26 protein-coding genes are annotated in these 22,937 nt (G+C 46.8%); 22 read left to right on the plus strand and 4 right to left on the minus strand.

Features of this window, described 5'->3' with window-relative positions:
• Window positions 1-15: 15 nt before the first annotated feature.
• The 9 genes from AB4Y93_RS20660 to thiI all read left to right on the plus strand — a co-directional run bounded on the left by AB4Y93_RS20660 (window position 16) and on the right by thiI (window position 7,861).
• Window positions 16-411 carry a GntR family transcriptional regulator gene (locus AB4Y93_RS20660; RefSeq protein ID WP_441894737.1) on the plus strand — a complete coding sequence of 132 codons (396 nt, stop codon included), beginning with the start codon at window positions 16-18 and terminating at the stop codon, window positions 409-411.
• Window positions 412-415: 4 nt separating this feature from the next.
• Window positions 416-1,114, plus strand: coding sequence for an ABC transporter ATP-binding protein (locus AB4Y93_RS20665; RefSeq protein ID WP_441894738.1), 699 nt, complete (start codon window positions 416-418; stop codon window positions 1,112-1,114).
• Entirely contained in the window at window positions 1,111-1,866 is a 756-nt protein-coding gene (locus AB4Y93_RS20670) for a hypothetical protein (protein ID WP_441894739.1), read from the plus strand. Before AB4Y93_RS20665 ends, AB4Y93_RS20670 begins: the two co-directional genes overlap by 4 nt.
• Window positions 1,867-2,055: 189 nt before the next feature.
• Window positions 2,056-2,964: a prenyltransferase gene (locus AB4Y93_RS20675; protein ID WP_441895002.1), complete on the plus strand. Its 909-nt coding sequence runs from the start codon at window positions 2,056-2,058 to the stop codon at window positions 2,962-2,964.
• 40 nt (window positions 2,965-3,004) lie between these two features.
• Window positions 3,005-3,736: a DUF6081 family protein gene (locus AB4Y93_RS20680; protein ID WP_441894740.1), complete on the plus strand. Its 732-nt coding sequence runs from the start codon at window positions 3,005-3,007 to the stop codon at window positions 3,734-3,736.
• A 215-nt stretch (window positions 3,737-3,951) separates the two neighbouring features.
• The gene (locus AB4Y93_RS20685) at window positions 3,952-4,551 is read left to right on the plus strand and encodes a nitroreductase family protein (RefSeq protein WP_441895004.1); all 600 of its coding nucleotides are present in this window, start codon (window positions 3,952-3,954) and stop codon (window positions 4,549-4,551) included.
• 138 nt (window positions 4,552-4,689) lie between these two features.
• Complete coding sequence (locus AB4Y93_RS20690) at window positions 4,690-5,379, plus strand: lytic transglycosylase domain-containing protein (protein ID WP_441894741.1); 690 nt, start codon at window positions 4,690-4,692, stop codon at window positions 5,377-5,379.
• Window positions 5,380-5,478: 99 nt separating this feature from the next.
• Window positions 5,479-6,639: a cysteine desulfurase family protein gene (locus tag AB4Y93_RS20695; protein ID WP_441894742.1), complete on the plus strand. Its 1,161-nt coding sequence runs from the start codon at window positions 5,479-5,481 to the stop codon at window positions 6,637-6,639.
• A 1-nt stretch (window position 6,640) separates the two neighbouring features.
• Window positions 6,641-7,861 (plus strand): tRNA uracil 4-sulfurtransferase ThiI, encoded by a 1,221-nt coding sequence (gene thiI, locus AB4Y93_RS20700; protein ID WP_441894743.1) that lies wholly within the window; start codon window positions 6,641-6,643, stop codon window positions 7,859-7,861.
• Between the two features lie 25 nt (window positions 7,862-7,886).
• Here thiI and AB4Y93_RS20705 read toward each other — a convergent pair whose 3' ends face one another.
• Window positions 7,887-8,597: a TerC family protein gene (locus AB4Y93_RS20705; RefSeq protein WP_441894744.1), complete on the minus strand. Its 711-nt coding sequence runs from the start codon at window positions 8,595-8,597 to the stop codon at window positions 7,887-7,889.
• A 156-nt stretch (window positions 8,598-8,753) separates the two neighbouring features.
• Here AB4Y93_RS20705 and AB4Y93_RS20710 point away from each other — a divergent pair, with 156 nt between their 5' ends.
• The 7 genes from AB4Y93_RS20710 (at window position 8,754) to AB4Y93_RS20740 (ending at window position 13,892) form a co-directional block, all read left to right on the plus strand.
• Entirely contained in the window at window positions 8,754-9,419 is a 666-nt protein-coding gene (locus AB4Y93_RS20710; protein ID WP_441894745.1) for a TerC family protein, read from the plus strand.
• 158 nt (window positions 9,420-9,577) lie between these two features.
• On the plus strand, window positions 9,578-10,066 hold the full coding sequence (locus AB4Y93_RS20715; protein WP_441894746.1) for a hypothetical protein: 489 nt from the start codon (window positions 9,578-9,580) through the stop codon (window positions 10,064-10,066).
• Between the two features lie 47 nt (window positions 10,067-10,113).
• Window positions 10,114-11,958 (plus strand): translational GTPase TypA, encoded by a 1,845-nt coding sequence (typA, locus tag AB4Y93_RS20720; protein WP_441894747.1) that lies wholly within the window; start codon window positions 10,114-10,116, stop codon window positions 11,956-11,958.
• A gap of 28 nt (window positions 11,959-11,986) precedes the next feature.
• On the plus strand, window positions 11,987-12,301 hold the full coding sequence (locus tag AB4Y93_RS20725; protein WP_441894748.1) for a YlaH-like family protein: 315 nt from the start codon (window positions 11,987-11,989) through the stop codon (window positions 12,299-12,301).
• Window positions 12,298-12,570 carry a hypothetical protein gene (locus AB4Y93_RS20730; protein WP_441894749.1) on the plus strand — a complete coding sequence of 91 codons (273 nt, stop codon included), beginning with the start codon at window positions 12,298-12,300 and terminating at the stop codon, window positions 12,568-12,570. The genes AB4Y93_RS20725 and AB4Y93_RS20730 overlap by 4 nt, the downstream gene beginning before the upstream one ends.
• 20 nt (window positions 12,571-12,590) lie before the next feature.
• On the plus strand, window positions 12,591-13,637 hold the full coding sequence (locus AB4Y93_RS20735; protein WP_441894750.1) for an LCP family protein: 1,047 nt from the start codon (window positions 12,591-12,593) through the stop codon (window positions 13,635-13,637).
• Between the two features lie 72 nt (window positions 13,638-13,709).
• Window positions 13,710-13,892 carry a hypothetical protein gene (locus tag AB4Y93_RS20740; protein WP_441894751.1) on the plus strand — a complete coding sequence of 61 codons (183 nt, stop codon included), beginning with the start codon at window positions 13,710-13,712 and terminating at the stop codon, window positions 13,890-13,892.
• 46 nt (window positions 13,893-13,938) lie between these two features.
• On the opposite strand, the gene AB4Y93_RS20745 is transcribed toward AB4Y93_RS20740, so the two are convergent.
• Window positions 13,939-14,481 (minus strand): YhcN/YlaJ family sporulation lipoprotein, encoded by a 543-nt coding sequence (locus AB4Y93_RS20745; RefSeq protein WP_441894752.1) that lies wholly within the window; start codon window positions 14,479-14,481, stop codon window positions 13,939-13,941.
• 117 nt (window positions 14,482-14,598) lie between these two features.
• Here AB4Y93_RS20745 and AB4Y93_RS20750 point away from each other — a divergent pair, with 117 nt between their 5' ends.
• Window positions 14,599-15,930 carry a PhoH family protein gene (locus tag AB4Y93_RS20750; RefSeq protein ID WP_441894753.1) on the plus strand — a complete coding sequence of 444 codons (1,332 nt, stop codon included), beginning with the start codon at window positions 14,599-14,601 and terminating at the stop codon, window positions 15,928-15,930.
• A gap of 381 nt (window positions 15,931-16,311) precedes the next feature.
• On the plus strand, window positions 16,312-17,592 hold the full coding sequence (locus tag AB4Y93_RS20755; protein WP_441894754.1) for an extracellular solute-binding protein: 1,281 nt from the start codon (window positions 16,312-16,314) through the stop codon (window positions 17,590-17,592).
• Here AB4Y93_RS20755 and AB4Y93_RS20760 read toward each other — a convergent pair.
• Window positions 17,564-18,664 (minus strand): coiled-coil domain-containing protein, encoded by a 1,101-nt coding sequence (locus tag AB4Y93_RS20760; RefSeq protein WP_441894755.1) that lies wholly within the window; start codon window positions 18,662-18,664, stop codon window positions 17,564-17,566. The genes AB4Y93_RS20755 and AB4Y93_RS20760 overlap by 29 nt on opposite strands.
• Before the next feature lie 93 nt (window positions 18,665-18,757).
• Here AB4Y93_RS20760 and AB4Y93_RS20765 point away from each other — a divergent pair, with 93 nt between their 5' ends.
• Window positions 18,758-19,912 (plus strand): class I SAM-dependent methyltransferase, encoded by a 1,155-nt coding sequence (locus AB4Y93_RS20765; RefSeq protein WP_441894756.1) that lies wholly within the window; start codon window positions 18,758-18,760, stop codon window positions 19,910-19,912.
• Window positions 19,913-19,980: 68 nt separating this feature from the next.
• On the opposite strand, the gene AB4Y93_RS20770 is transcribed toward AB4Y93_RS20765, so the two are convergent.
• Window positions 19,981-20,217, minus strand: a complete 237-nt coding sequence (locus tag AB4Y93_RS20770; RefSeq protein ID WP_441894757.1) for a DUF2626 domain-containing protein — start codon at window positions 20,215-20,217, stop codon at window positions 19,981-19,983.
• A 266-nt stretch (window positions 20,218-20,483) separates the two neighbouring features.
• Between AB4Y93_RS20770 and AB4Y93_RS20775 the strand changes: the two genes are divergently transcribed.
• From AB4Y93_RS20775 to AB4Y93_RS20785, 3 genes are all read left to right on the plus strand, one after another.
• The gene (locus tag AB4Y93_RS20775; RefSeq protein ID WP_441894758.1) at window positions 20,484-21,134 is read left to right on the plus strand and encodes an RsfA family transcriptional regulator; all 651 of its coding nucleotides are present in this window, start codon (window positions 20,484-20,486) and stop codon (window positions 21,132-21,134) included.
• 331 nt (window positions 21,135-21,465) lie between these two features.
• Window positions 21,466-22,401 (plus strand): ketopantoate reductase family protein, encoded by a 936-nt coding sequence (locus AB4Y93_RS20780; RefSeq protein WP_441894759.1) that lies wholly within the window; start codon window positions 21,466-21,468, stop codon window positions 22,399-22,401.
• Window positions 22,402-22,431: 30 nt separating this feature from the next.
• Window positions 22,432-22,827 (plus strand): DUF3397 domain-containing protein, encoded by a 396-nt coding sequence (locus tag AB4Y93_RS20785; RefSeq protein WP_441894760.1) that lies wholly within the window; start codon window positions 22,432-22,434, stop codon window positions 22,825-22,827.
• Window positions 22,828-22,937: the final 110 nt, after the last annotated feature.

Genomic DNA, 22,937 nt, shown 5'->3' on the forward strand with positions numbered 1-22,937 from the left:
GGAGAATCAACATCCGTGACAATCGTATTTGACAACAATATGCCGATTTATATCCAAATTATGAATTATGTGAAGAAGCAGATCATTACCGGCAAATTAAGCCCAGGCGATAAAATTGAATCCGTACGGGACCTTGCCCTTGAGCTACAGATTAATCCGAATACGATTCAACGTACGTTCCAGGAGCTGGAGCGGGAAGGGATTGTAGAAACAAGACGAGGACTTGGCCGATTTGTGACCAGCGAGGAGTCGACGATTATGTTGATTAAGAAAGAGATGGCGGGCGAGCTGCTCGAACGGTTTGTACAGGGCATGAAGGAGCTTGGCTTTAACAAGAACGATATCATCGCAATCGTAACAGATGCCGTGAAGGACGGCGGAACAGACAAACATCCTGACAGGAGTGAATAGAAACGTGGAATCGATCTTGGAATTATCAGGTGTGACGAAATCTTACGGATCTAAGCATGCCCTCAGGGATGTATCTTTTCAAGTTCAGCCTGGTAAAATTATAGGTTTGCTTGGCAGCAATGGCAGCGGCAAAAGTACTCTGATGAAAATAGCGGCCGGTCTGATGCAGCCATCCTCCGGCCAACTGCTTGTATGCGGTGAACCAAGTGGTCAGCGGACAAAAGCATGGACATCTTTTATGCCGGATAAGCCGCTGACGGAATCCTGGATGCGCGTGAAAGACGCGATCGGCTTCTATCAGGACTTCTACTCGGACTTTGACGAGGCGAAGGCAAATGAAATGCTGCAGTTCATGAATCTGAAGCCGTCGGATAAGATCAGTACGCTGTCTAAAGGGATGAATGACCGGATGCAGCTAACACTTGCTTTATCCCGTAATGCCAAGCTTTATTTGCTGGATGAGCCAATTGGCGGTGTTGACCCTGTCGCCCGGGAGAAAATTCTAGACGCAATCGTCAAATACTATAACGAGGACAGCTGTCTTGTTATTTCAACCCATTTGGTACGGGATATTGAACGGATCTTTGATGAGGTTATCTTTATTAAGAACGGGAATGTAGTGCTTCAAGAGGAAGTGGAGACAATACGCTTTACCAGGGGTAAGAGTGTGGATGAGCTGTTTAAAGAGGTGTTTGCTGAATGATAGATTTGCTGAAGCTCGTAAAATATGATTGGAAAAGAAACTCTAGTTATTTGCTAGTCGTAGGTTGTCTGTTTATTGTTGCTCAAGCAGCATTAACCGTGACGGGACAAATCAATCATTGGGCGAATGAACTGTTGTATGTGTTGGCGTTTCTCTTGTATCTTGCGGTCTCTGTCGCTGTATGCGTCACAATCTGCAGGACCTATGAACGCAATCTGCGTTATTTCAATCGCCGTTTGCTTCCGCTTCCAGCTTTGTATACGGTCTTGTCGCCTTTATTGCTTGGTCTGGCAAGCTTGATTGTCATCGTTGTGCTAGGCGTTATTCATCTCCTCACCCTTTGCCTTACTCTGGATACAGGCTCGCTGCTTGTGTCGGACATTTTGGCGGAGAAAGGCTTCTGGTCGATGATGGTATCAGGTGCTCTGCTTATCGTTATGATCTTTCTTAGTATTACGTTTGCGAAAGTATTTGCGGGAAAAGCAGGCGTATGGATTGGTGTTGCTGCATTTTTTGCTATCCAGCTTATTTGCAATTGGTTAGAGGACTTCTTGTTCCCGCAAATGTCTGTTTCAACCGATGAGTTTTTCCAATCGGTCAGTGAGCAGATTAGCAATACACCAGCTGGGGTTAAAGTGGAAACGTTAGTTCCGAATTTCTGGGGACCATTGGTGTTCGAGACGGTTGTAATTCTTGTCTTGATCTATGTGATGACCTATTTAATTAATCGGAAAGTCCAAATGAATGGATAACTATTCTAGTCATATTTTAAGAGCTTCTTTCGGGACTCAGTACCCGAAGAGGCTCTTTTTTTGTCATAAATTGATGCTTTCGCCCTATTCTTTCAGTTGACGTTCGCTTGGCGAAAGTGGTTCAATTAGGGTTGATTAGGATTGGACGGATGATAGAGAAGGGAGAGGGAAAGCAGCTTGAACAACATCATGAAACAATTTATGAAGGCATCACGACTTCGTGTCCTTCCGGTTATGCTCATTCCAGTTGCGCTTGGCGCACTTGGTGCGTTTGTATGGGATGGCAATTTTAATTTTTGGCTGTTTCTAATTACATTAGTAGGCTCGGGAGCGGCTCATTTGTTCTCGAATATGATTAATGATTTGTGGGACTACTACAACGGAACAGATGAGGCTGCCAAGCAGGCAGAAGGGGCTATCTCTACAAATTCCGGATATTTGACGAACGGAACATGGAGTATACGAATGTTTGCAACGGTAACGTGGTCGTTATTCGGTATTGCAGCAATCAGCGGCATTATTTTATCTATTATTAGCGGCTGGCCGGTTATTGTATTTGGAGGGCTTGGCGGCTTGATTGCTTATTTCTATGTTGCGCCTCCGATTCGTTTTGGCTACCGGGGAAAAGGGTATAGCGAAGTGGCGATTTTGCTGTCGTTTGGTATTTTGCCCGTTGCTGGTGCTTACTATGTGCAATCATCGCAGCTTGATTAYCGGGCGCTTTTGCTGTCTCTTCCGATTGGACTATTGACGACTCTTATTTTATTTAATCATCATTTTCTACACTGGCAAGGGGACAAGCAGGCAGGCAAAAAGACGCTTGTCGTGGTATGGGGAGAGCAGCGGGCGCTGGTCTTTTCAAGATGGCTGCTCGTTCTGGCGTATGTTTCGCTCGTAATTTGTGTTCTGGCAGGTGCTTTGCCTTGGTACGCGCTTCTTGCACTGCTGACAGCCATTCCGCTCTATGCCGTTTACGGCAGGTTGAAGGAGCAAAATCCATCGCATGCGTATTTGCCGCTTATGGGCGGATCCGTTAAGGCGACGAATCGCTGCGGGCTAATACTTATTATTGCGCTAGTGATTCAAGGTCTAATCTAAGGTTTGATCATATACAGCATAGAAAGTCGAGGGAATAGACATGAGTAAACAATGGGTTCTTGGAGATTTCGATACCATTCTGGATGAAGGTAAAGTATGGACGATTGGCGGCTTCCCGCTGCCGGACGGATCGTTCTGGCAATACCGAGAGCCGGATGCAGTAGTTATTGTACGCAACGGCATCCTCTACGTACGCGCGCCGCTAAGCCGCAAGCATGATAAGATTCAAATTCTCGATAATGCCAAGCATATGTATTATTCAGCGAAGCCTGTTGAAGTGCCGGAGAAAGGTGAGATCAGCTTCGAGCTGCAAATTCGCGCACGTTCCCAGAATACAGCCCCTGGCGACTTGTACGACGGATACGCATCCTTGAATCTGCTCGATTTTACAACAGGTGGTGCGCTTGACTTCTTCGCGGGCAATGACAAATACGCAAGTGTGTATGCTGTATTACCTTTCCCTGGAGTTCCAGTGCCGGAATCGGATAAAACGAGGTATTTCTGTGTGTTTAAGGAATCAACTGAATTCCAGCCACGGGAGTTTAATACGTATAAAATCACCTACAATCGGGAGAAAGACGAGATTGTCTTCTACGTTAACGGGGTGGAAATCCGCAGAGAGCATAATGTTCCGGTAAAATTTAATCAGTTCACAGTTGCTCTTGGCATTATGACCGAGAAGGATCTAACGCCGGAAGGCAGTGTATCCGTTCATGGTCAGACGGTAATCGGGGAATATTCTCCTATTACGATTACAGTTACTGAAGATTAGAACGTTAAAGCCAATGCCGTTCCTTATGGAGCGGCTTTTTTTGCGTTCAAGCTCAGCTCTTCGGCAATGATTAACACTAATATTGAACAGTACTTGAGACATCATAACAAGCGAAGTGCTTGACATAGCCTTCGGTATATTGTAATGTTACTAACATAAATAAAGTTACTTATGAAATCACCTAGGAGGCGGAGAAAATGTCAAATACTTCTACTATCTCAAAAGGCTTACTGGAAGCGGTAAAAGCAAGACGCACTTATTATGGAATCAGCAAGCAGTCAACCATTTCGGATGACCAAATCATCAATCTTGTGCAAGAAGCGGTGTTATATTCGCCATCATCGTTTAACTCCCAAAGCGCACGCGCTGTTGTATTACTGGGAGAGAATCACGATAAGCTGTGGAATATCGTGAAGGAAACACTGCGCAAAATGGTCGCGGCCGATCAATTTGCTTCTACGGAGCAGCGTATTGACAGCTTCAAAGCTGGCTACGGTTCAGTGCTATTCTTTGAAGATACAGCTGTTATCGAAGGACTGCAAAAGCAATTCGCTAGCTATGCAGATAACTTCCCGAAATGGTCGCAGCAATCTTCAGGAATTGTACAATATGTCGTTTGGACATTGCTTGAAGAGCAGGGGCTAGGAGCTTCTCTGCAGCACTACAACCCGCTGATTGATGAAGAAGTGAAGCAAGCTTGGGATATACCAAGCAGCTGGCAGCTAATCGCGCAAATGCCGTTTGGCACGCCAACCGCTGAGCCGGGTGAGAAGCAGTTCCAGCCGATTGATGAGCGTGTGAAAATTTTTAAATAATAAAGAGGAAAGCAGCTCCGGTAAGATACGGGGCTGCTTTTGCCTATATTCAGGGTGTAGTACTAGCCGCCATAGTTAAAAACATGTACAATAAAAACCGATACATCATTTATACCCTTTATTCGACAGGAGGACCCTATGAGTATCGATTCCCGCACGCTGAAGCAGCTGCTTCAGTTGCAGCTATCCCCAACCTTGGACTTTCAAAGCGCGGTTAATCCGCTTGATTTGAATACTGGCGACAGTAACACATCCATCTTTGATACTTTGCTGTCTCAGCTTATGAACGGCGATTTATCCGGCCTTAGCAGCATGGATGAGACAAGTTCTTTGCTTTCATCCGATTCTTTGGCGAAATTGTCGAGTATTCCAAGCCTTTATAATACGGTTCTTAATACAGAAACAGGCGCAAGCAGCACAGCACCAACGGAATATGAAGCATTAATTTCAGAAGCTGCCGCCAAATATGGTATTGATCCGGAATTGATTAGAGGCGTAATCCGTACGGAGTCAGGATTCCAGTCCGATGCCATATCTCCGGCAGGAGCGAAGGGACTTATGCAGCTTATGGATGCTACAGCCCGCGGCTTGGGCGTGACGAATTCCTTGGATCCTCAGCAAAATATTGATGGCGGATCGAAGTATTTGTCCTACCTGCTCCGTAAATATAATGGCAATGAACAAGTGGCGCTTGCCGCTTATAATGCCGGCCCTGGACGAGTTGATAAGCTAGGCGTTACAACAGACAATGAGCTTCAGGCGAATCTTGGCAAGCTGCCGGTAGAAACGCAGCGGTACATAGATAAGGTGCTTGAGGCCCGCTATTAATCCGTAAGCTTTGGAGATAAAACCTACCTCTAAACGAGGTCACTCAACTTTGAGAGGCCTCGATAGAGGTTTTCTCATTTTTAGGAAGGTGTTGACAAAATGCTGTATTTCGATCATTGCGCATCAACCCCGCCCTATGATGAAGTGGTGGAGACATTCGCGGAAGTAATGAAAGCCCATTACGCTAATCCTTCCTCTATTCATCGCGCGGGAACGGAAGCCGATAAGCTGATCGCCCGTTCCCGGGCGCTGCTTGCTGAGCAGTTTGGAGTGAAGCCGGAGGAGTGGCTGTTTACTTCTGGCGGGACCGAGAGCAATAATCTCGCCATAAAAGGGGCAGCTAGACAATTCAAGAGCCGTGGCAATCATCTGATTACTACCCGAATTGAGCATGCTTCTGTAAACGATGCATTTGGGCAGCTTGAGCAAGAGGGCTTCCGAGTCACTTATTTGCCGGTTAACTCGGCTGGCCATATCGATTTGGAACAACTAAGCTCCTCTATTACGGATGAGACCATATTGGTCAGCATCATGCATGTCAATAATGAAGTAGGATCTATTCAGCCTATTGCAGAGATCGGCAAGCTTTTGTCGGCGTATCCTCGGGTCTTATTCCATGTGGATGCGGTACAAAGTATAGGTAAGCTCCCTGTTAAGCCAAGAGAATGGGGGATTGATCTGCTCAGCGGTTCTGCTCATAAGCTTCGTGGCCCCAAAGGCATCGGCTATCTATATGTTCGTGAAGGGCTGCAGCTGCAGCCGCTGCAGTCTGGCGGATCACAGGAGCGCGGCATGCGTGCAGGCACTCAGAACGTGCCAGGTATTGTCGCTTCTGCTAAAGCGCTGCGGATGGCGATGCAGGCAGAAGAACAAACTCGCAGCAGAATGTATGCGTTGCGTGAGAAGCTTATCCAGCTTGCTGCTCAGTATATCCCGGAGTTAAAGCTTAATGGGAGTGAAGATGCTGCGCTAATGGCACCACATATTGTACATTTCTCCTATCCCGGCATGAAGCCGGAAGTAATCGTTCATATGCTGGAGCAGCATGGCGCCATTGTGTCTACCAAATCGGCCTGCTCCTCAAAGGACAATAAGCCTAGCCGGGTATTGCTGGCGATGGGAGCTAGCTCTGAACACGCAGCTGGTGGAGTCCGAATCAGCTTTGGTGATGAACATTCGGAGCAGGATATAGATAAGCTTGCTGAAATGCTGCGCCGGACAGTAGCGCAGCTGAAACCGCTCGAAAGGAGCAGATTTTAACGTGATTTACGATAAGATTATTGTTCGATATGGCGATCTCGTCATGAAGGGGCGTAACCGCAACCAGTTTGAGAAGCGTGTGCTTCAGCAGATTAGACTGGCTCTTCAGGAGTTTCCCGCACTTTCCTACGCCAAAACCTTTGGCCGACTTACCATCAGCTTAAACGGAGAGCCGTTTGAGGCCATCTCAGAGCGTTTAAAAGATGTATTTGGGATCTATTCTTTCAGTCCTGTTATCGGCGTCCCTAACGAGCTTGAACAAATCCAGGCTGCTGCCCTTAAGGTCATGCAGGAGCTGGATCATCCTCCAGCAACTTTTAAAGTCAGTGCTAAGCGGGCATGGAAGCCTTTCCCTCATAATTCGCAGGAAATGAATCATTTGGTTGGTTCCCATGTGCTGAGGGCGATAGCGGAGCTGAAAGTGGACGTCCGCAAGCCCGAAGTTGATTTGCGAGTCGATATTCAAGAAGAAGCAACTTATATCTTTAACACGGTCATTTTGGGCGCTGGAGGCTTCCCATTTGGATCAAATGGCAAAGCGTTGCTGCTGCTGTCAGGCGGAATAGACAGCCCTGTAGCAGGCTGGATGGCGATGCGCAAAGGTCTGGAGCTGGAGGCTGTTCATTTCCACAGTTATCCGTTTACCAGTGATAAAGCACAAGAGAAGGTCATTGAGCTGGCCAGAAGGCTGTCTTACTATGCTGGGGCACCGCTGAAGCTCCATATGGTACCTTTTACGGAAATCCAGACCAGACTTGTACAGGCGAAGCAGGATAATCTGATGATCACGCTCATGCGTCGTGCAATGCTTCGAATTACGGAGCAGCTTGCAGAGAAAAACGGGGCAGGCGGCATTGTGACGGGCGAGAGTCTGGGACAGGTAGCTAGCCAAACACTGCCAAGCATGAATGTCATTGGCCGAGCGACAGTTCTTCCGCTGCTTAAGCCTTTGCTTATGATGGATAAGCAGGAGATTATTAACGAGGCAGAGCGAATTGGAACATTTACTACTTCGATCCTTCCCTATGAGGACTGCTGTACGCTGTTCCTGCCGAAATCGCCAAGCACGAATCCGAATCTGAATGTGGTGGAGCGGGCGGAATCCTATATTCCGGAGCTGGAGCAGCTGCTGCGTGAGGCTGTAGAACGTACCGAGGTGATCGAGCTGACTCCAGATGCACAAGCATCAGGTGAGACAGCCGGTGAGGATCGCTGGTTCTAAATAAAAAAGAAAAAGCAGAGAGCCCTTAATGGGTTTCTCTGCTTTGCTCTTGTATGGGTTGTCTTTTGCTGCGAATACGGTTGTTCGTATAAAGACCTGCAGCGATAATAAGGACGATAATGAGGAGAAGGAATGACCAGTAGAAAGCGGGGCTTTCTTCGAAAAATTCCTTAAATATCTTCTCATGTGTGATCATCTTAGCGGCAGTGTAAGCAAGGACACCAGAACCGATATAAATGATCCAAGTAAATTTGTTGATCAGCTTAATGAAGAGCGTAGAGCCCCACACGATGACTGGTACGCTGATGAGCAGTCCCAGTATAACAAGCAGCATACTTCCATGAGATGCACCTGCTACCGCGATAACATTGTCGATCCCCATTGCTGCGTCAGCGATAATGATCGTTTGAATCGATTGCCAAAGCGTATTGCCAGCTTTAATATCGCCATGCTTATCATCTTCTTGAATAAGCAGTTTGTATGCGATCCAGAGCAATAAGATTCCGCCTGCCAGGTGAAGCCAAGGCAAATCTAGAAGCTGCACAACTACGATTGTAGCAATGATCCGAATGCCAATCGCCCCTGCCGTACCCCATAGAACCGCTTTCTTTTGCTGATGTGAAGGCAAATTACGGGCGGCCATACCGATGACAATGGCATTGTCACCTGCAAGAATGAGATCGATAAAGACGATATTGAGCAATGCCAGCCAGAATTCTAATGTAAATACATCCATTTTTCTTGACCATCCCTTCTTACAATTCCTTTTCTGTTCTTGAAGTCTTCATTTTCTACGCAGGAAGGACGGGGATGGATTCATTTTTTTTTAGGACATCCTTTCATAAAACTTGTCCGCCTCACATACAGGTGAAATAGAGGGGGCGAACATAAAGTGGATAGTGTGCTTATTTTTCTTCAAATTGTATTAATTAACTTGCTGCTCAGTGGAGATAACGCCGTCGTAATCGCAATGGCCAGCCAGCAGCTTCCACCTAAGGAACGTAAACGTGCCGTTTGGTGGGGTGCTCTCGCTGCAGTAGGACTTCGATGTCTGCTCACTCTTGCCGCTATTTCGTTGCTTCAAATTCCTTATTTGCAGGCGATCGGGTCTGTGCTGCTTCTTTATATTGCAGCTAAGCTGCTTACCGATGCCGGGCAGGAAGGCGATGGCGATCTGCATATGCCAAGCAAAAAATCGAAATCCCTTTCACAAGCCATTCGTACCATTGTGGCAGCGGATTTTATTATGAGTCTGGATAATGTGCTTGCAATTGCTGCAGTTGCGGATGGCGATACTGTACTTATTTTACTCGGGATTGCGATAAGCATACCAATGATCATTTGGGGCAGCCAGATTTTGGGAACACTACTACATAAATTCCCTCCACTTGTATATATTGGAGCTGGATTACTTGGTTATGCTGCGGGTGGAATGCTTGTTCATGATCCCGGAATGGATGCTTTATTATTCAACGGATCGAGGACAGCCGCGGAGGCGATACCGCTTTTATGTATACCGTTTGTCGTCATAATTGGCATATTAAAACGAAGAACTTAATCTGTTTTCACAAGCCGTTCACAGGTGAACGGTATTTTTTTGCAATGTTCCTTCTGTTCCCGCTGGTATTTTCATCGCAGTTCCTTTAAACTATGATAGATAAAAACTGGCGTCTTTCGTCATGTATGGGGGTAGACGTTGTAAGGAGCGGAACGCAAATGCCTAATAACAAATATTCCGCTGGAATTATTGTGTTACTAGTCGGGGTCGTTATTTTACTGGGCAAACTTGGTGTATTCAGCTTTTTGGGGGCTATTTTCTGGCCGCTGCTCGTCCTCATTCCGGGAATTTTGCTGCATGTCTTTTATTTTGGCAGACTTCTTCCCGCGGCAGTCCTTGTTCCCGGTGGAATACTAACCGTGTCTGCACTGCTGTTTATGGTTTGTAACATCTTTGGATGGGATGTACTGAAATATTTGTGGCCGCTGTTCCTGCTTGGCGTTGCTGTCGGCTTATACGAATATTATTTGTTCGGCTCGTCCCGCCCGCGTGTTGCGCTCACGGCGTCTATAGCGCTAGCCGTTGCTTCAGCTGTTTTTCTGCTGCTCGTCTTGTTATGGAGCTGGGGGATCTATATTGTTGCGCTTGTGTTAATGGTTGCCGGAGGCTGGATGGTAATCACGAACCGATCGCGTCGTCGCTGGTAAGTGCTGCAAGGAAAGTAAATTAGAGAAAATGGAGTGGATTATTAGTTATGCAAGCAAGAGAAAACATCCGGAATATTGCGATTATCGCCCACGTTGACCACGGTAAAACAACTTTGGTTGATAAGCTGTTGCAGCAATCAGGTACATTTAGAGAGCATGAAGCTGTACAGGAGCGTGCAATGGATTCCAATGATTTGGAACGGGAACGCGGTATTACGATCCTGGCGAAAAATACGGCAATTACGTATAAAGACTACCTAATCAATATTGTCGATACACCAGGACACGCGGACTTTGGCGGTGAAGTAGAACGGATTATGAAGATGGTTGACGGTGTATTGCTCGTAGTTGATGCGTTCGAAGGCTGCATGCCGCAAACAAAATTTGTATTGCGTAAAGCTCTTGAAAGCAACCTTACGCCAATTGTTGTCGTTAATAAAATTGACCGTCCTAATGCCCGCCCGACAGAAGTTATCGACGAAGTGCTTGATCTGTTCATCGAGCTTGGCGCGAACGATGATCAACTGGAATTCCCGGTTGTTTATGCATCCGCTCTGATGGGTACTTCGAGCCTTGAGTCCGAACCTGAGAAACAAGAAGACAACATGCAAGCTTTGTATGAAACAATTGTAAGCCACATCCCGCATCCTACGGAAACGGTTGATGAGCCGCTGCAATTCCTGGTTACTTTGCTTGATTACAATGAATACCTCGGTCGTATCGCGGTTGGCCGCGTAAACCGTGGTATCGTTCGTCAAGGTCAATCGGTAGCAGTAATTACCCGTGAGGGCGCTGTTAAGCAAGCCCGTATCGAGAAATTGTTTGGTTTCCAAGGTCTGAAGCGTATTGAGATCGAAGAAGCAGGCGCTGGTGATATCGTTGCTATCGCAGGTATCAAAGACATCAACATCGGTGAGACAATTGCTGATCCAGCAAAACCAGAAGCATTGCCAGTTCTGAAGATCGACGAGCCAACTTTGCAAATGACGTTCCTGGTTAACAACAGTCCATTTGCAGGCCGCGAAGGTAAATGGGTAACATCCCGTAAAATTCGTGAGCGTTTGTTCAAAGAGCTTGAAACAGACGTAGCGCTTCGTGTAGACGAAACAGACAGCCCGGACGCATTCATCGTATCCGGACGTGGCGAGCTTCACCTTGGTATTCTGATTGAGAACATGCGTCGTGAAGGATTCGAAATTCAAGTTTCGAAACCAGAAGTTATCATCAAGGAAGTTGATGGCGTGAAATCCGAGCCATACGAACGCCTTCTGATTGACGTACCAGAAGACAGCATGGGCTCTGTTATGGAGAGCCTTGGAACACGTAAAGCAGAAATGGTCAACATGATCAACAACGGTAACGGCCAAGTTCGTCTGGAGTTCATTATCCCGGCACGTGGTTTGATCGGCTACCGTACTTCGTTCCTCACTTTGACACGCGGCTACGGCATCATGAACCATGCATTCGACAGCTATGGTCCACTTGCATCTGGAGTTGGCGGACGTCACCAAGGTGTACTCGTATCGAGCGAAACAGGAACTTCGACGTTCTATGGCATGCTGGGTGTAGAGGACCGCGGTATTCAATTCGTTGAGCCGGGTACTGAAATTTATGAAGGCATGATCGTTGGCGAGCACACGCGCGATAACGATATCATCGTCAACATCTGTAAAGAGAAGGCGCTGACTAACGTTCGTTCTGCTGGTAAAGATGATACAGTTAAACTCAAAACTCCACGTCTGTTCTCCCTTGAGCAAGCGCTTGAGTATTTGAACGATGACGAGTTCTGCGAAATTACACCGAAGTCGATTCGTCTTCGTAAAAAAATCTTGAACAAGAGCGAGCGCGAGCGTGCAGAGAAACATCGCAAAACAGCGCAAGCAGGCGTATAAACACCGGGCAGGCTAAGGGGGTTACGGCATGCAGCAATGGTTGAGCGACCATCACGCCGTTTCGTATTTGCTTATACTTGGATTTACGATCTATATCTTCAATAAAGTGTTCAGGGCGAACAATCAGAAGCTTCCGATCTTGAAGGAAGTGCTTGTCTACATCCTGATGGCTTTTGGTTCGCTAGTCCTTATGGTTCTGCAAGTCGACAAACTTCCCATTATTCAATGTATGGGGATCGCCGTTCTAATGATGCTTATGCTTCGCGGACGGCAGCTGTACGACAAATGGAAAAATAACAGGGCCGGCAGCGGCGCCATAAAGGAAGCTGATTCGGGCAAATGACGTTTGATGACGCCTTGTTCAACTGGCTGCAGATTCATATCGTAGCCGAAGATCGGCCGGATGATCGTGCAGCTATGGATACCTGTGAGTTTTTCGCGCAAATTTTGTCGGAAGACCACGGTGTATCCGGCCAGCATATTGCAGCAACAGATGCGACTATGGTTCATGTGAAATATGAACGTAATGGAAGCACTAAGCTGCAATTATATCCTCGGGAAGCTGCTGAGCAGCTTCTCGTTGATATCAGGTCCAATCCGAAATACAACTGACATGAAGGTGTGATGATCTTATGACGCAAGGCTCGGCTGCACTGCCACCTCGTGGAGTAAATGCCAAGACCGCTCCAAGATCGCCTAAGCCACCTAAGAAAAGACGCGTGCTGAAAGTAGTTTTGCTGCTATTATTGGCTGTTATTTTGTTAATCGCAGCATACGTCGGATTTCTGGCTACCAAGGCGAACAAAGCGATTAACCACATTGGTACTGTATCCAATAACGATGTTCAGATTCCAGTTGCGGAATCAGTGAAGAAGAAAGCTGTGGGAATGGTACTGCTTGGCCTTGATACCAGGGCTAAGGGCGGTGGCATGAACACTGACGTCATGATGGTTGCTGTCTTTAACCCGAACTCCAAATCAGCGACTGTTATCTCGATTCCTCGGGATACTTTGCTGGAGCTGGAAGGTTATGGTGAACGGAAAGCTAACGCTAACTACGCTACTTTCTTTAGTCAAGCCCGCTCGGACAAGGGGATGGACAAGGAAGCGGCAGAGGCAGATGCTAAACGTGCCATTCGAGATATGCTGGGTAAATACTTCGGTGTGGACCTCAAGTATACGGCTGTTGTGAACTTCAAAGGCTTCGAGGATGTTGTAGACGCCCTTGGCGGCATTGAAGTGAACGTCGATATGGATATGAAATATGTCGACACTTACGACGGTACGAACATTAACTTGAAAAAAGGTCTGCAAACTCTTGATGGTGATAAGACGCTTGACTTTGTTCGCTACCGGAAATCGAATGACGGCAAAAATATGTCCAGTGACTTCGACCGGAACCAACGCGAAAGTGAAGTAGTAGCCAAGATCGTTGACAAGATGAAATCACTTGGCGGTATTGCGAAGATGGGCGATGTCATCGATGCAGTTGGAGACAACATGTCGATTGATATGCCGCCGAAGGAAATCCAGAATCTGATGAAGACCTATTTCGGCATCAGCAGCACGGATATTCAGTTCATTCCGCTTGAAGGAACATGGAAAAGTCCTTATGTCTATTTGGATGAAACCAAGCTCAGTGAGGCTCGTGCAGCTTTGCAGGCGAAAATGGCTGAATAACCATAGACTAGGGATTCGTTTACCGCTATAATAGGTGTACGGATATGATTCCTTTCGATGGAGGTCATGCGGATGCCCAAAGCCGTAACCGCGTCATTTAAGCCTAATAGAAGCGGTGATGACAGCTTGAGACTATTCTCAGGTCTTACGGTTGACGACTGCATCTGTGTGCCGATCTCGGTATGTATCCGGATGGAACCGAATAGAATAATGACAGGCTTGTTTGAAGGACTTGCTGTCATGAAGAAAGCCTAGTGAGTAAATCACTAGGCTTTTTGTGTCTTTAGCTGCGGTATACAAGCTAGTGAAGATTCTGTAAATTTTTTGCCCGCTGCTGCACTTCCGGGTCTTGAGGTAATACCTCTCGAGGGAGCTGCGGTACAATCCGGCCGATGATGTCAGCCATCTCTTCCGCGAAGCCGCTAACCGGTCTGCCGCGGCGTATATCAGCTCCAATTTCGTTCAGCCGCTGTGACAAATCCATATCGGCTGTTACGATAGCATCAATGCCGTAAGGATCTTTATGGAAAGCCTCAGCGACGGAATATTTAATCGTCCCTACTCTGGAGCGATCAAGCTTGCTGTCGACATCGATCCCAACCACGGCGGTGTTACCGAGTACGACACAGTGCGCATTCGTAACACCTTTGATGCCCATGGCCAGCTGTTCTAAGTGCTTCGAGACCTTCTCAGGATCTGAAATTTGTCTTTTCTGAGGGCTTGTCTGCTGAGCGCGAACAGTGCCATTATTTTGATGAGAGGGTGATGTTTCGTTTCGGGCGACGGTGCCGCAGCCAGCCGTAATTGCCGCAATTGCAATCGCCGCAATAAGTTTCTGGTACATGTTCGTTCCACCTCATTTTGTCTTGTTGCACATCGTCTATTCAAACTTTAGTGTACCCGCAGCCAAGTATGGCTATGTATGCCTATCTATTGAATGACCGACGCCGGGAGGGTTTTCATGAAAAAAATATTCGTGCTCGACACTAATGTGCTGCTTCATGATCCGCAATCGCTATTTGCCTTCGAGGATAACGAAGTCATCATTCCCGCGGTGGTGTTGGAAGAAATCGACTCCAAGAAGAGGCTGGCAGACGAACTAGGGCGCAACGCGCGTTCCATATCCCGGTTGCTCGATGGTATGAGAGTGGATGGGCGTCTTCACGAGGGTATAACGCTGCCAAACGGCGGGCTGTTAAAGGTGGAGCTTAACCACAGAAGTTTCATGCGTGTGCAAGAGATGTTCGGTGAAATGTCTAATGATAACCGAATACTTGCAGTCGCGCTCAACTATCACTTGGAACAGCTGGAGACGCAGCAAGTAAGCAGTGTCGTGCTCGTGAGCAAGGATGTTCTTGTCCGGATTAAAGCGGATGTGCTTGGATTAATGGCCCAAGATTACTTATCTGACCGGACAGTATCCACGACAGACTTCTACGCTGGTTATGAAACGATATTTGTCCATCCGTCAGTCATTGATGAATTTTATACGTATCGATTCCTCACACACAAGAGCTTTCAGGCTGGCATCAGGCTGAAGCCTAATGAATTCGTCATATTGCGAGATGAGATGGGCTCCTCCAAATCGGCACTGCTTAAGGTCAGCAATGACGGTGCACGCCTAGAGCCGTTGTTCTTAAGTAATGATCCGATCTGGGGAATAACGGCTAGGAATGCTCAGCAGCGTATGGCCCTAGAGCTGCTGCTTAACGATGAAATCCCGCTCGTCACTTTAACTGGAAAAGCCGGCACAGGTAAAACGCTTCTGGCACTTGCTGCTGGTCTATTGAAGGTTGAGGATGAGCATAAATACAAAAAGCTTCTGATTGCCCGTCCGGTTGTACCGATGGGTAAAGATATCGGTTACTTGCCGGGTGAGAAGGAAGAGAAGCTGCGGCCTTGGATGCAGCCGATCTATGATAATCTGGAATATCTGTTTGATACGAAAAAATCCGGCGATATTGATAAAATATTAATGGGTCTTGGCAGTATCCAGGTCGAAGCACTCACTTATATTCGAGGACGTTCGATTCCGGGGCAATTCATCATTATCGATGAAGCGCAAAACTTAACGAAGCATGAAGTGAAAACAATTGTTTCCCGTGTTGGGGAGGGCAGTAAAATCGTGCTCATGGGTGATCCGGAGCAGATTGACCATCCTTATCTTGACGCTGTGAGCAACGGGCTCACACATATCGTCGAGCATTTCAAAAGCGAAGGAATCAGCGGTCACATCACGCTGGAAAAAGGCGAGCGCTCCAAGCTCGCCCAGCTCGCAGCAGATCTTCTGTAATCTTTAAAAATGTAGCGGTGCCGGGAAAATCCCAGCACCGCTATTTTGCTGTTTTAAGGCAGAGGTTAATAGGGCGAATGGAGTAATTCAAATGATTTTGGAGAAGCAAGGCTGATGCTTCCGGAGTAGCTTTCTTGCTGAAAGCTTTTAAACGTTCGCTTTTGTGAGTGGCTTCCTACACGGCTTACAACTAAATTGATGGAATCCACGAGCAATGGCGATCGAAAGAATATTTGAATTACGGAGCGAGTCACATAAACCTACAGGGCAGGTGGGATCAAAGTCCTAGACTTGTTTGGACAACTCTGCATTTTATTGCTATGATAGGTTTTAATAGAGATACTGCGGGGGCGTAATGATATATCGGAGAGGGAGACGTGTGTGGCTACAAGGAGATATATGATGATCCTTGCAGGAGCAGTGCTGTTGTCCGTTATTTTGCTTATTCCTAATCTGGACTCAAATAAGCCGGCTGCTACCGGCAGCAGCTCCCATGATGCAAATACAGGACCTGTGACTCACGAGCAGGATGATGAGCCTATGGAATCTGTTGTTGTAACCGTTTCCATGACATCTGCGGAATTCGCGAACCTGGAAGAAGCGAGTCAACGCTTTATGCTGAAATACCCGAACATCAAGGTGCTTTTGTCCAATATTGAATCAAAGGAAGAGGCTTATGCCGCATGGAAACAGGAGCTGGAGCTGGGCTCATCCTCTGATATTATGCTGATGGACAGCGGATGGGTGCGGGAGTTTGCCGTTATGGGCCTGCTTGAGCCTGTTGACAGTGTGAACACGGCAAGTACAATTTCCGATCAGCCTGTGAAGCTGCTGGCTCCATTGAAGTGGAACAGCTACTTATGGGGTCTTCCTTATGATGCGGATCCAGCAGTGATTGTGTGGAATAAGGCGATGTTGTCGGAGCAAAAGTTAGCTGTACCGCCGAAGGACTGGGACAGCTTTATGAATTTGACTGATCATTTGTCAGCCCCTCAGGAGGCGTCAAAACCGCTGGTTTATTTGCCAAGCGATTTTAGCCTGACGGCAGCTTGGCTGGATGGATGGAGCAGTTCAAAACAGCGGGGCACAGGGGCTTTGTTGTTAAGTGAAGAGTCAGCAAGCCGACTGGAGACGTTGGCTGGTTTGACGATACCTTCTTTTAGTCTTAATAATCGTATGTTAGGGACAGAGTTGGAGCAGCGACAGATGCTGGCTTCTGTTCTTCCATGGTCAGAGTATAAAGCCCTTCCCAAATCAGAGCAGGACAAGCTGGTTCTTGATAAGGATAAGCTACGCAATATATGGCTCGGAAGCCGCAGCTTTGTCGTGTCTGCTGCTTCGGAGAAGACGGAAGCCTCTTTTAGCTGGATAAAGGAAATGACTAGTGTAACAGAGCAAGAGCGCAGCTACGAGCGTTTTGGGAAGCTGCCTGCCAAAAACTCGATATACGAAATAAGCGGATATTCGGGCACAACAGCCCAATATCCGCCTTCATGGATGTTACCTTTGTTAAATGAGGAACCAATGGATGAGCCGCCAGCGCCAAACTGGCACGGTGAGTGGAAGCGCTGGCAAGCTTTGTGGACGCTGTATACGTCGGGTGCGACGAATATTACTTCCTTTATCCAATCGATTACAGCTTCACCTTCAAATGAACAATAAGCTCGCCATCTTGCATTTCGACTGATTTCGCTTGGATCAATTTAATAATGTCACCCGGATAAAAACCTAGATCAAACTTTTGCTCGAGTGTTTTCCTTGTTGTATCTGGTAATGCAAACCCGTTAAATAACAGCTCATCGACATGGAATACGATGCCGTTCTTTGGCTTTTCTTCTACCGTATAATGGCCGGATACTGCGATATCCATATTGTCGTGTTTGCCGGAGGCTGTCACTTTGCCATCTTCAAATCGGAATGAGAAATCATTAAATCTTTGATCCTGTTCCCTTAGGAAAGTGTTAAGCGCATCTTCCGGAATATGGAGGGTATAATTAAAGCCGTCAATATCGAGATACTGCTTGTTATCCTCGATCCAGTTCGGCAATTTGTTCATGGCTTTGGACAAAGCGCCAAAGTAAAGCTCAACTTCTTGTAAACCAGCGGTTTCCCAATAATTCGTCAGCTCTTGCATAAGCAGGCGAAGTCGATCTGCGTCGGACCGTCCGGCAAGGTCGCCATCGATTTGCTGCTCCAGCTGTGCGACGCGATCCCGTTGCGTCTTTAACCGGGTTTCGATTTCTTCAAGTTCTGTTTTTCTTCCATCCAGCTTACTGTACTCTTCTTTCAAACTCTTATATTCGTCCGTGTAGGAGTTAAGCGTATCCCGATCCTTCGTGAAAATAATATCGACATAGTCCAGCATAGCAAACAAATCATGCAAGGAATCAAAGGATAATACGGCTCGAAGCAGTATGTCACGTTCACCCATATAATAAGCGCGCAGCACCTTGCCGGCTTCTTCGCGCTTTTCCTTGATCAACTGTTCCCTCTCCAGGATACTCTTGTCTGTAATCGACATATCATCTGTGACCTTCTGCTTCTCCGTCTGAATCCGAGCTATTTCTTTGTCAATTTCAACAATAGACAAGCTTTTCTCAAGAATTTGATTGACCTGTTCGTCCTCCGTAAGTTGAGGCTCCGCCATGACAGGAAGCTTGCATAAAGCAAGTATTAGGATAATAAGAAGGATAAAGACGAATCTGCCTCGAACATAAACGCGATGGAATGCCACCAGCCGCCTCCTCTCTCACGTTGCTAGGCCTGTACAGCAATCATTGTATGCGACAGTTCCATTTATTATATCTTATTGGTGGGAGATGAACAGTTGAAAGTAGGCAAAAAAACGTTGATTCACCGCATTGCAGATCAAATTTCCAGGCAGCCTGCAGTAGGCTGGCAGCGTGGCAGTGGTGCTTCTGCAGCTCGACTTCGCTGTATTTCGTTTAAACAATATATGAGCATGTGCTTGTATGATGAGAAGGATGGCTATTACCGTTCAGGCCTGACTCGCATTGGCAAGCAGGGGGATTTCTACACTAGCTCAGCAGTAGGTATGGTGCTCGCGCATTGTCTGACGTCATCCTTGTTCCAATATGCAGAACGGCATATCAGAGGTGATATTCAACTGGTTGAGTGGGGGGCAGGCACAGGCAGACTGTCTGGGCAGATTCAGGAGGCGTGGAAAGCCCGGGCATTGGAAATTCCTATAGCTTGCCATGCTGTGGTAGTGGAGGATCATCCTGGCCATCGTGAAGAGGCTAAGCTGGCTTTGGCACACTATGAATCGCCAATGGTCCTTTCTTCGGAGGAAGCTTTGAATGTAATTAGCGGGCTTTGGCAGGTGAGGCCTACGGTCGTACTGGCGAACGAGCTGCTGGATGCCTTCCCGGTCCATCGCGTTACGATGGAGAAGGGGAAGCTGGTGGAGCTAGGGGTAGCGGGCAGTGCGAAAACTGGCTTTTTCGAAGTGTATATGCCCTTGTCCGATGAGCAGATTGCTGCATCGCTTCAAAGTGATGGCATTGGGTTAGCAGAGGGACAACAGACTGAGGTCAATCTGGAGGCTGGACAGTGGCTCTGTCAGCTCAGTGAACGAATGTCCTCAGGCCGAGTCATAATTATTGATTACGGTCATGAAGCAAAAGAATATACAGCAAAGCATCGCATGAAGGGTACGCTTTTATGTTACTCCGAGCATTTGGCAGCGGATGAGCCATATCTTCGAGTAGGGGAGCAGGATATAACGGCGCATGTGCCGTTCACATCGGTCCGTAAGGCCGCGGAAGAAGCAGGGTGGAAGGTTACCTACTACGAAACCCAGAAGCAATTCCTGGTCGATAATGGGGCGCTGGAGCTCCTTCAGAATCATACGGAGACAGATCCGTTCGGAGAGACGGCAAGGAAGAACCGGGCTATTCGCCAGCTGCTGCTAAGCGATGGGATGAGTGAGGCTTTTAAAGTTCTCATTTTGGATAAATAATGGATACAAATTTAAAAAGGTGCAGCTCCGTGTTGGGAGCCGCACCTTTTTGCTGTTTGCATACAAATTTAGAATGGGTTGCCCATCTTGAAAACGGTCCAATAAGTAAATCCTGCAAACGAAATGACCATATATCCCCAGAACATGAGTATGTATGTACGTTCGCTAAATTTTAGATAACCCAGGAAAACGAAAGCAACCGCTTGTGCAAAAAACAGAAGTGCGAATTCAGTCATGTGACCTGCTGTAGCCATCAAGCCGATCACAAGCGTCCAAAAACCGAGTACCCGATACATGCGTGCCATGAAACCATCCCCCCTTCGTTATGACCCGAATTTCTATTGTACATTATAACGGTTGATTTTGGCAGTGTAAACAAGCAGGCACGAACAAATTCAACTATTTTGTGTAAAAATGAGCGGTTATGACAACAGTTTGCGCATTAATCGGATGAATTATGTATGAGCACTTTAAAATTTGGTTATACAATTTAGTATCCAATAGATTCTATGAACTCTACCAAGGGCATAGAGATAAAGTAAGCGCCTTTACGTAAGGAGGTTTTGGTCGCATGACAGCAGTCAGACAAGATGCGTGGAGTCCGGACGATGATCTCATTCTCGCCGAAGTTACACTACGCCATATTCGAGAAGGTAGTACCCAGCTTGCGGCGTTCGAAGAGGTAGGAGAACGTATTGGACGGACGTCTGCAGCTTGCGGATTCCGCTGGAACAGCTGTGTCCGCAAACGTTATGAAGAAGCGATTCAAATCGCCAAGCAACAACGCCAGAAGCGCAATTATTTGAAAAAACAGGCGATTGTCGCAACTCCTCATGTCTCTTCTATTGCTGTATTTGATGCAGAAGAAAGAGCCTTTAGTGCTAATGCGGTAACGACGGAAGAAGGTTTATCCGTTGATTCCATTATTCGTTTTCTTAGACAATTCAAGACCACTTATCAGGATGTAAGTCGTCAAATGAAGTCTTTCGAGAAAGAACTGAGGGAAAAAGAGGACGAGATTGAACGATTACGCGATGAAAATGAGAGATTGTCTAAAGAAGTAAACAATGTTCAAACCGATTACCGGGCCGTCAATGATGATTATAAAACATTGATTCAAATTATGGACCGGGCACGCCGGCTGGCGGTGTTAACGCATGAAGAGGAAGCAAAGCCTCGGTTTAAAATGGATGCGAACGGCAATTTGGAACGAATTGAGTAAGTAGATGCCCCGCCGGGAAGATAACGGCGGGGTGTTCGCTTTTTCAGCCCCTTTGCGGGATATACAAGATTAGGTATGCTATATATACGAGCATACTTTTTTTATGCCAAGGCTTACGATGTTAAGAATTACCACACAAGGCCTTACTATGGCCTTATTAGTGTTAATTCTTTTTAGTTGATGCTTACGATGTTAAGAATTACCACGCAAAGGCCCTGATATGGCCTATTTTGTGGCAATTCTTTTTAGTTGATGCTTACGATGTTAAGAATTACCACACAAGGCCTTACTATGGCCTTATTAGTGTTAATTCTTTTTAGGAGGACCACAATTGAAAATACATATAGTTGGAGGCGGAGCCATCGGTCTCTTGCATGCTGGGAAACTCGCACAGTCAGGGCAGGAAGTTATTGTATGGACCCGAACAGAAACGCAAGCGGCGTTATTGCAGAAGGAAGGCATCGAGCTAGAGGCTCTGGATGGTTCCGTGAGGAGTACTGCAATAAATAGTCATAGTCTCTCTAATCTTGAGGCCGAGCTGGCAGAGAATCCAGTGGAGCCTGCCTGGATCATACTCACGGTGAAGCAAAGTCATATTGATGAGCTGCTTGTTGGTCAATTGAAGAGATTGTGCGGGCCGCATACGGCAATGCTCTGCCTGCAGAATGGGATTGGTCACTTGGACAAGCTGGCACTTGCTTTGCCAGACCTCGCACTCTATGCAGGGGTCACTTCTGAAGGTGCAAGACGGATGGAAGAGAATGGTGTACGGCATACGGGAAAAGGACAGCTATGGTTTGGACCTGCAAATTGGGACAAAAAGGACGAAAATCTCCAAAATTTGTTGCTGAATGTCCTACAATCGGCAGGATTCAGCGTAGGGCTGTCGAATCAAATGAGAGATCGAATTTACCAAAAGCTGCTTATTAATGCGGTGATTAACCCGCTTACCGCTATTTTTGATATAACGAACGGAGAGCTTCCTCGGCATCCATCACGGATTAAGCTTATGCAATCACTGTATCAGGAGACGTCAACCATCTTAACGGCTGATGGGATGATGCTTGCTGGAGAAGGCTGGCAGTTAGTACTGGATGTATGTGAGGCAACTTCAGCGAACGTATCATCCATGCTGAGTGACGTTCGGTCAAGGCGTAAGACAGAGATTGATTGGATTAATGGCGGAGTATCAGCGGTTGCAAAGCGCCACGGTATTCCTTCTCCGTTAAATGATGCCGTAACCGCACTAGTGAAACAATTTCAGTAAGTAAGGAAACATGAGGAAGGTGGGGATGACATGGGATGGTTATGGGATAGTATTAAATACGTCTATGCCTACTTGGCTGTAATACCTGTCATTCCTTTTGCGCTCGTTTATTTCGGGCATGGGTTGTTCTCAGAAGACCGGAAGAAAGCGTTGCAACTAGCGATGGATGTGACGACCGCACTGCTTATTGGATGTGTAGCGGTATTATTTGACTCCTTGTTCAACAGCCACTTTGGGCTGTACGCGATTATTCTCTTCATGCTTCTTGGAGGCGGTATGCTGGGTAATATGCAGTTCCGAAAGCGTGGCAGTGTAAATGTCCGGCGAATCGTCCGCGCGGTGTGGAGGCTTGGATTCTTTACAATGAGTATGGCTTACCTGCTCCTCATGTTTATTGCGATTGGGCAAAAAATCTTCTCCGCATAACTTATAACAGTAGTGAAAGAATAGAGCGAAAGAACAGCCTTCCAAGCTGAATGATGGCCTGTAGCGCATATGCAAGGGGTTATTATTCTTGCAAAAAGGCTGTTTTTCTT

The sequence above is a fragment of the Paenibacillus sp. YAF4_2 genome (genome assembly GCF_052113225.1).
Taxonomy (GTDB): domain Bacteria; phylum Bacillota; class Bacilli; order Paenibacillales; family Paenibacillaceae; genus Pristimantibacillus.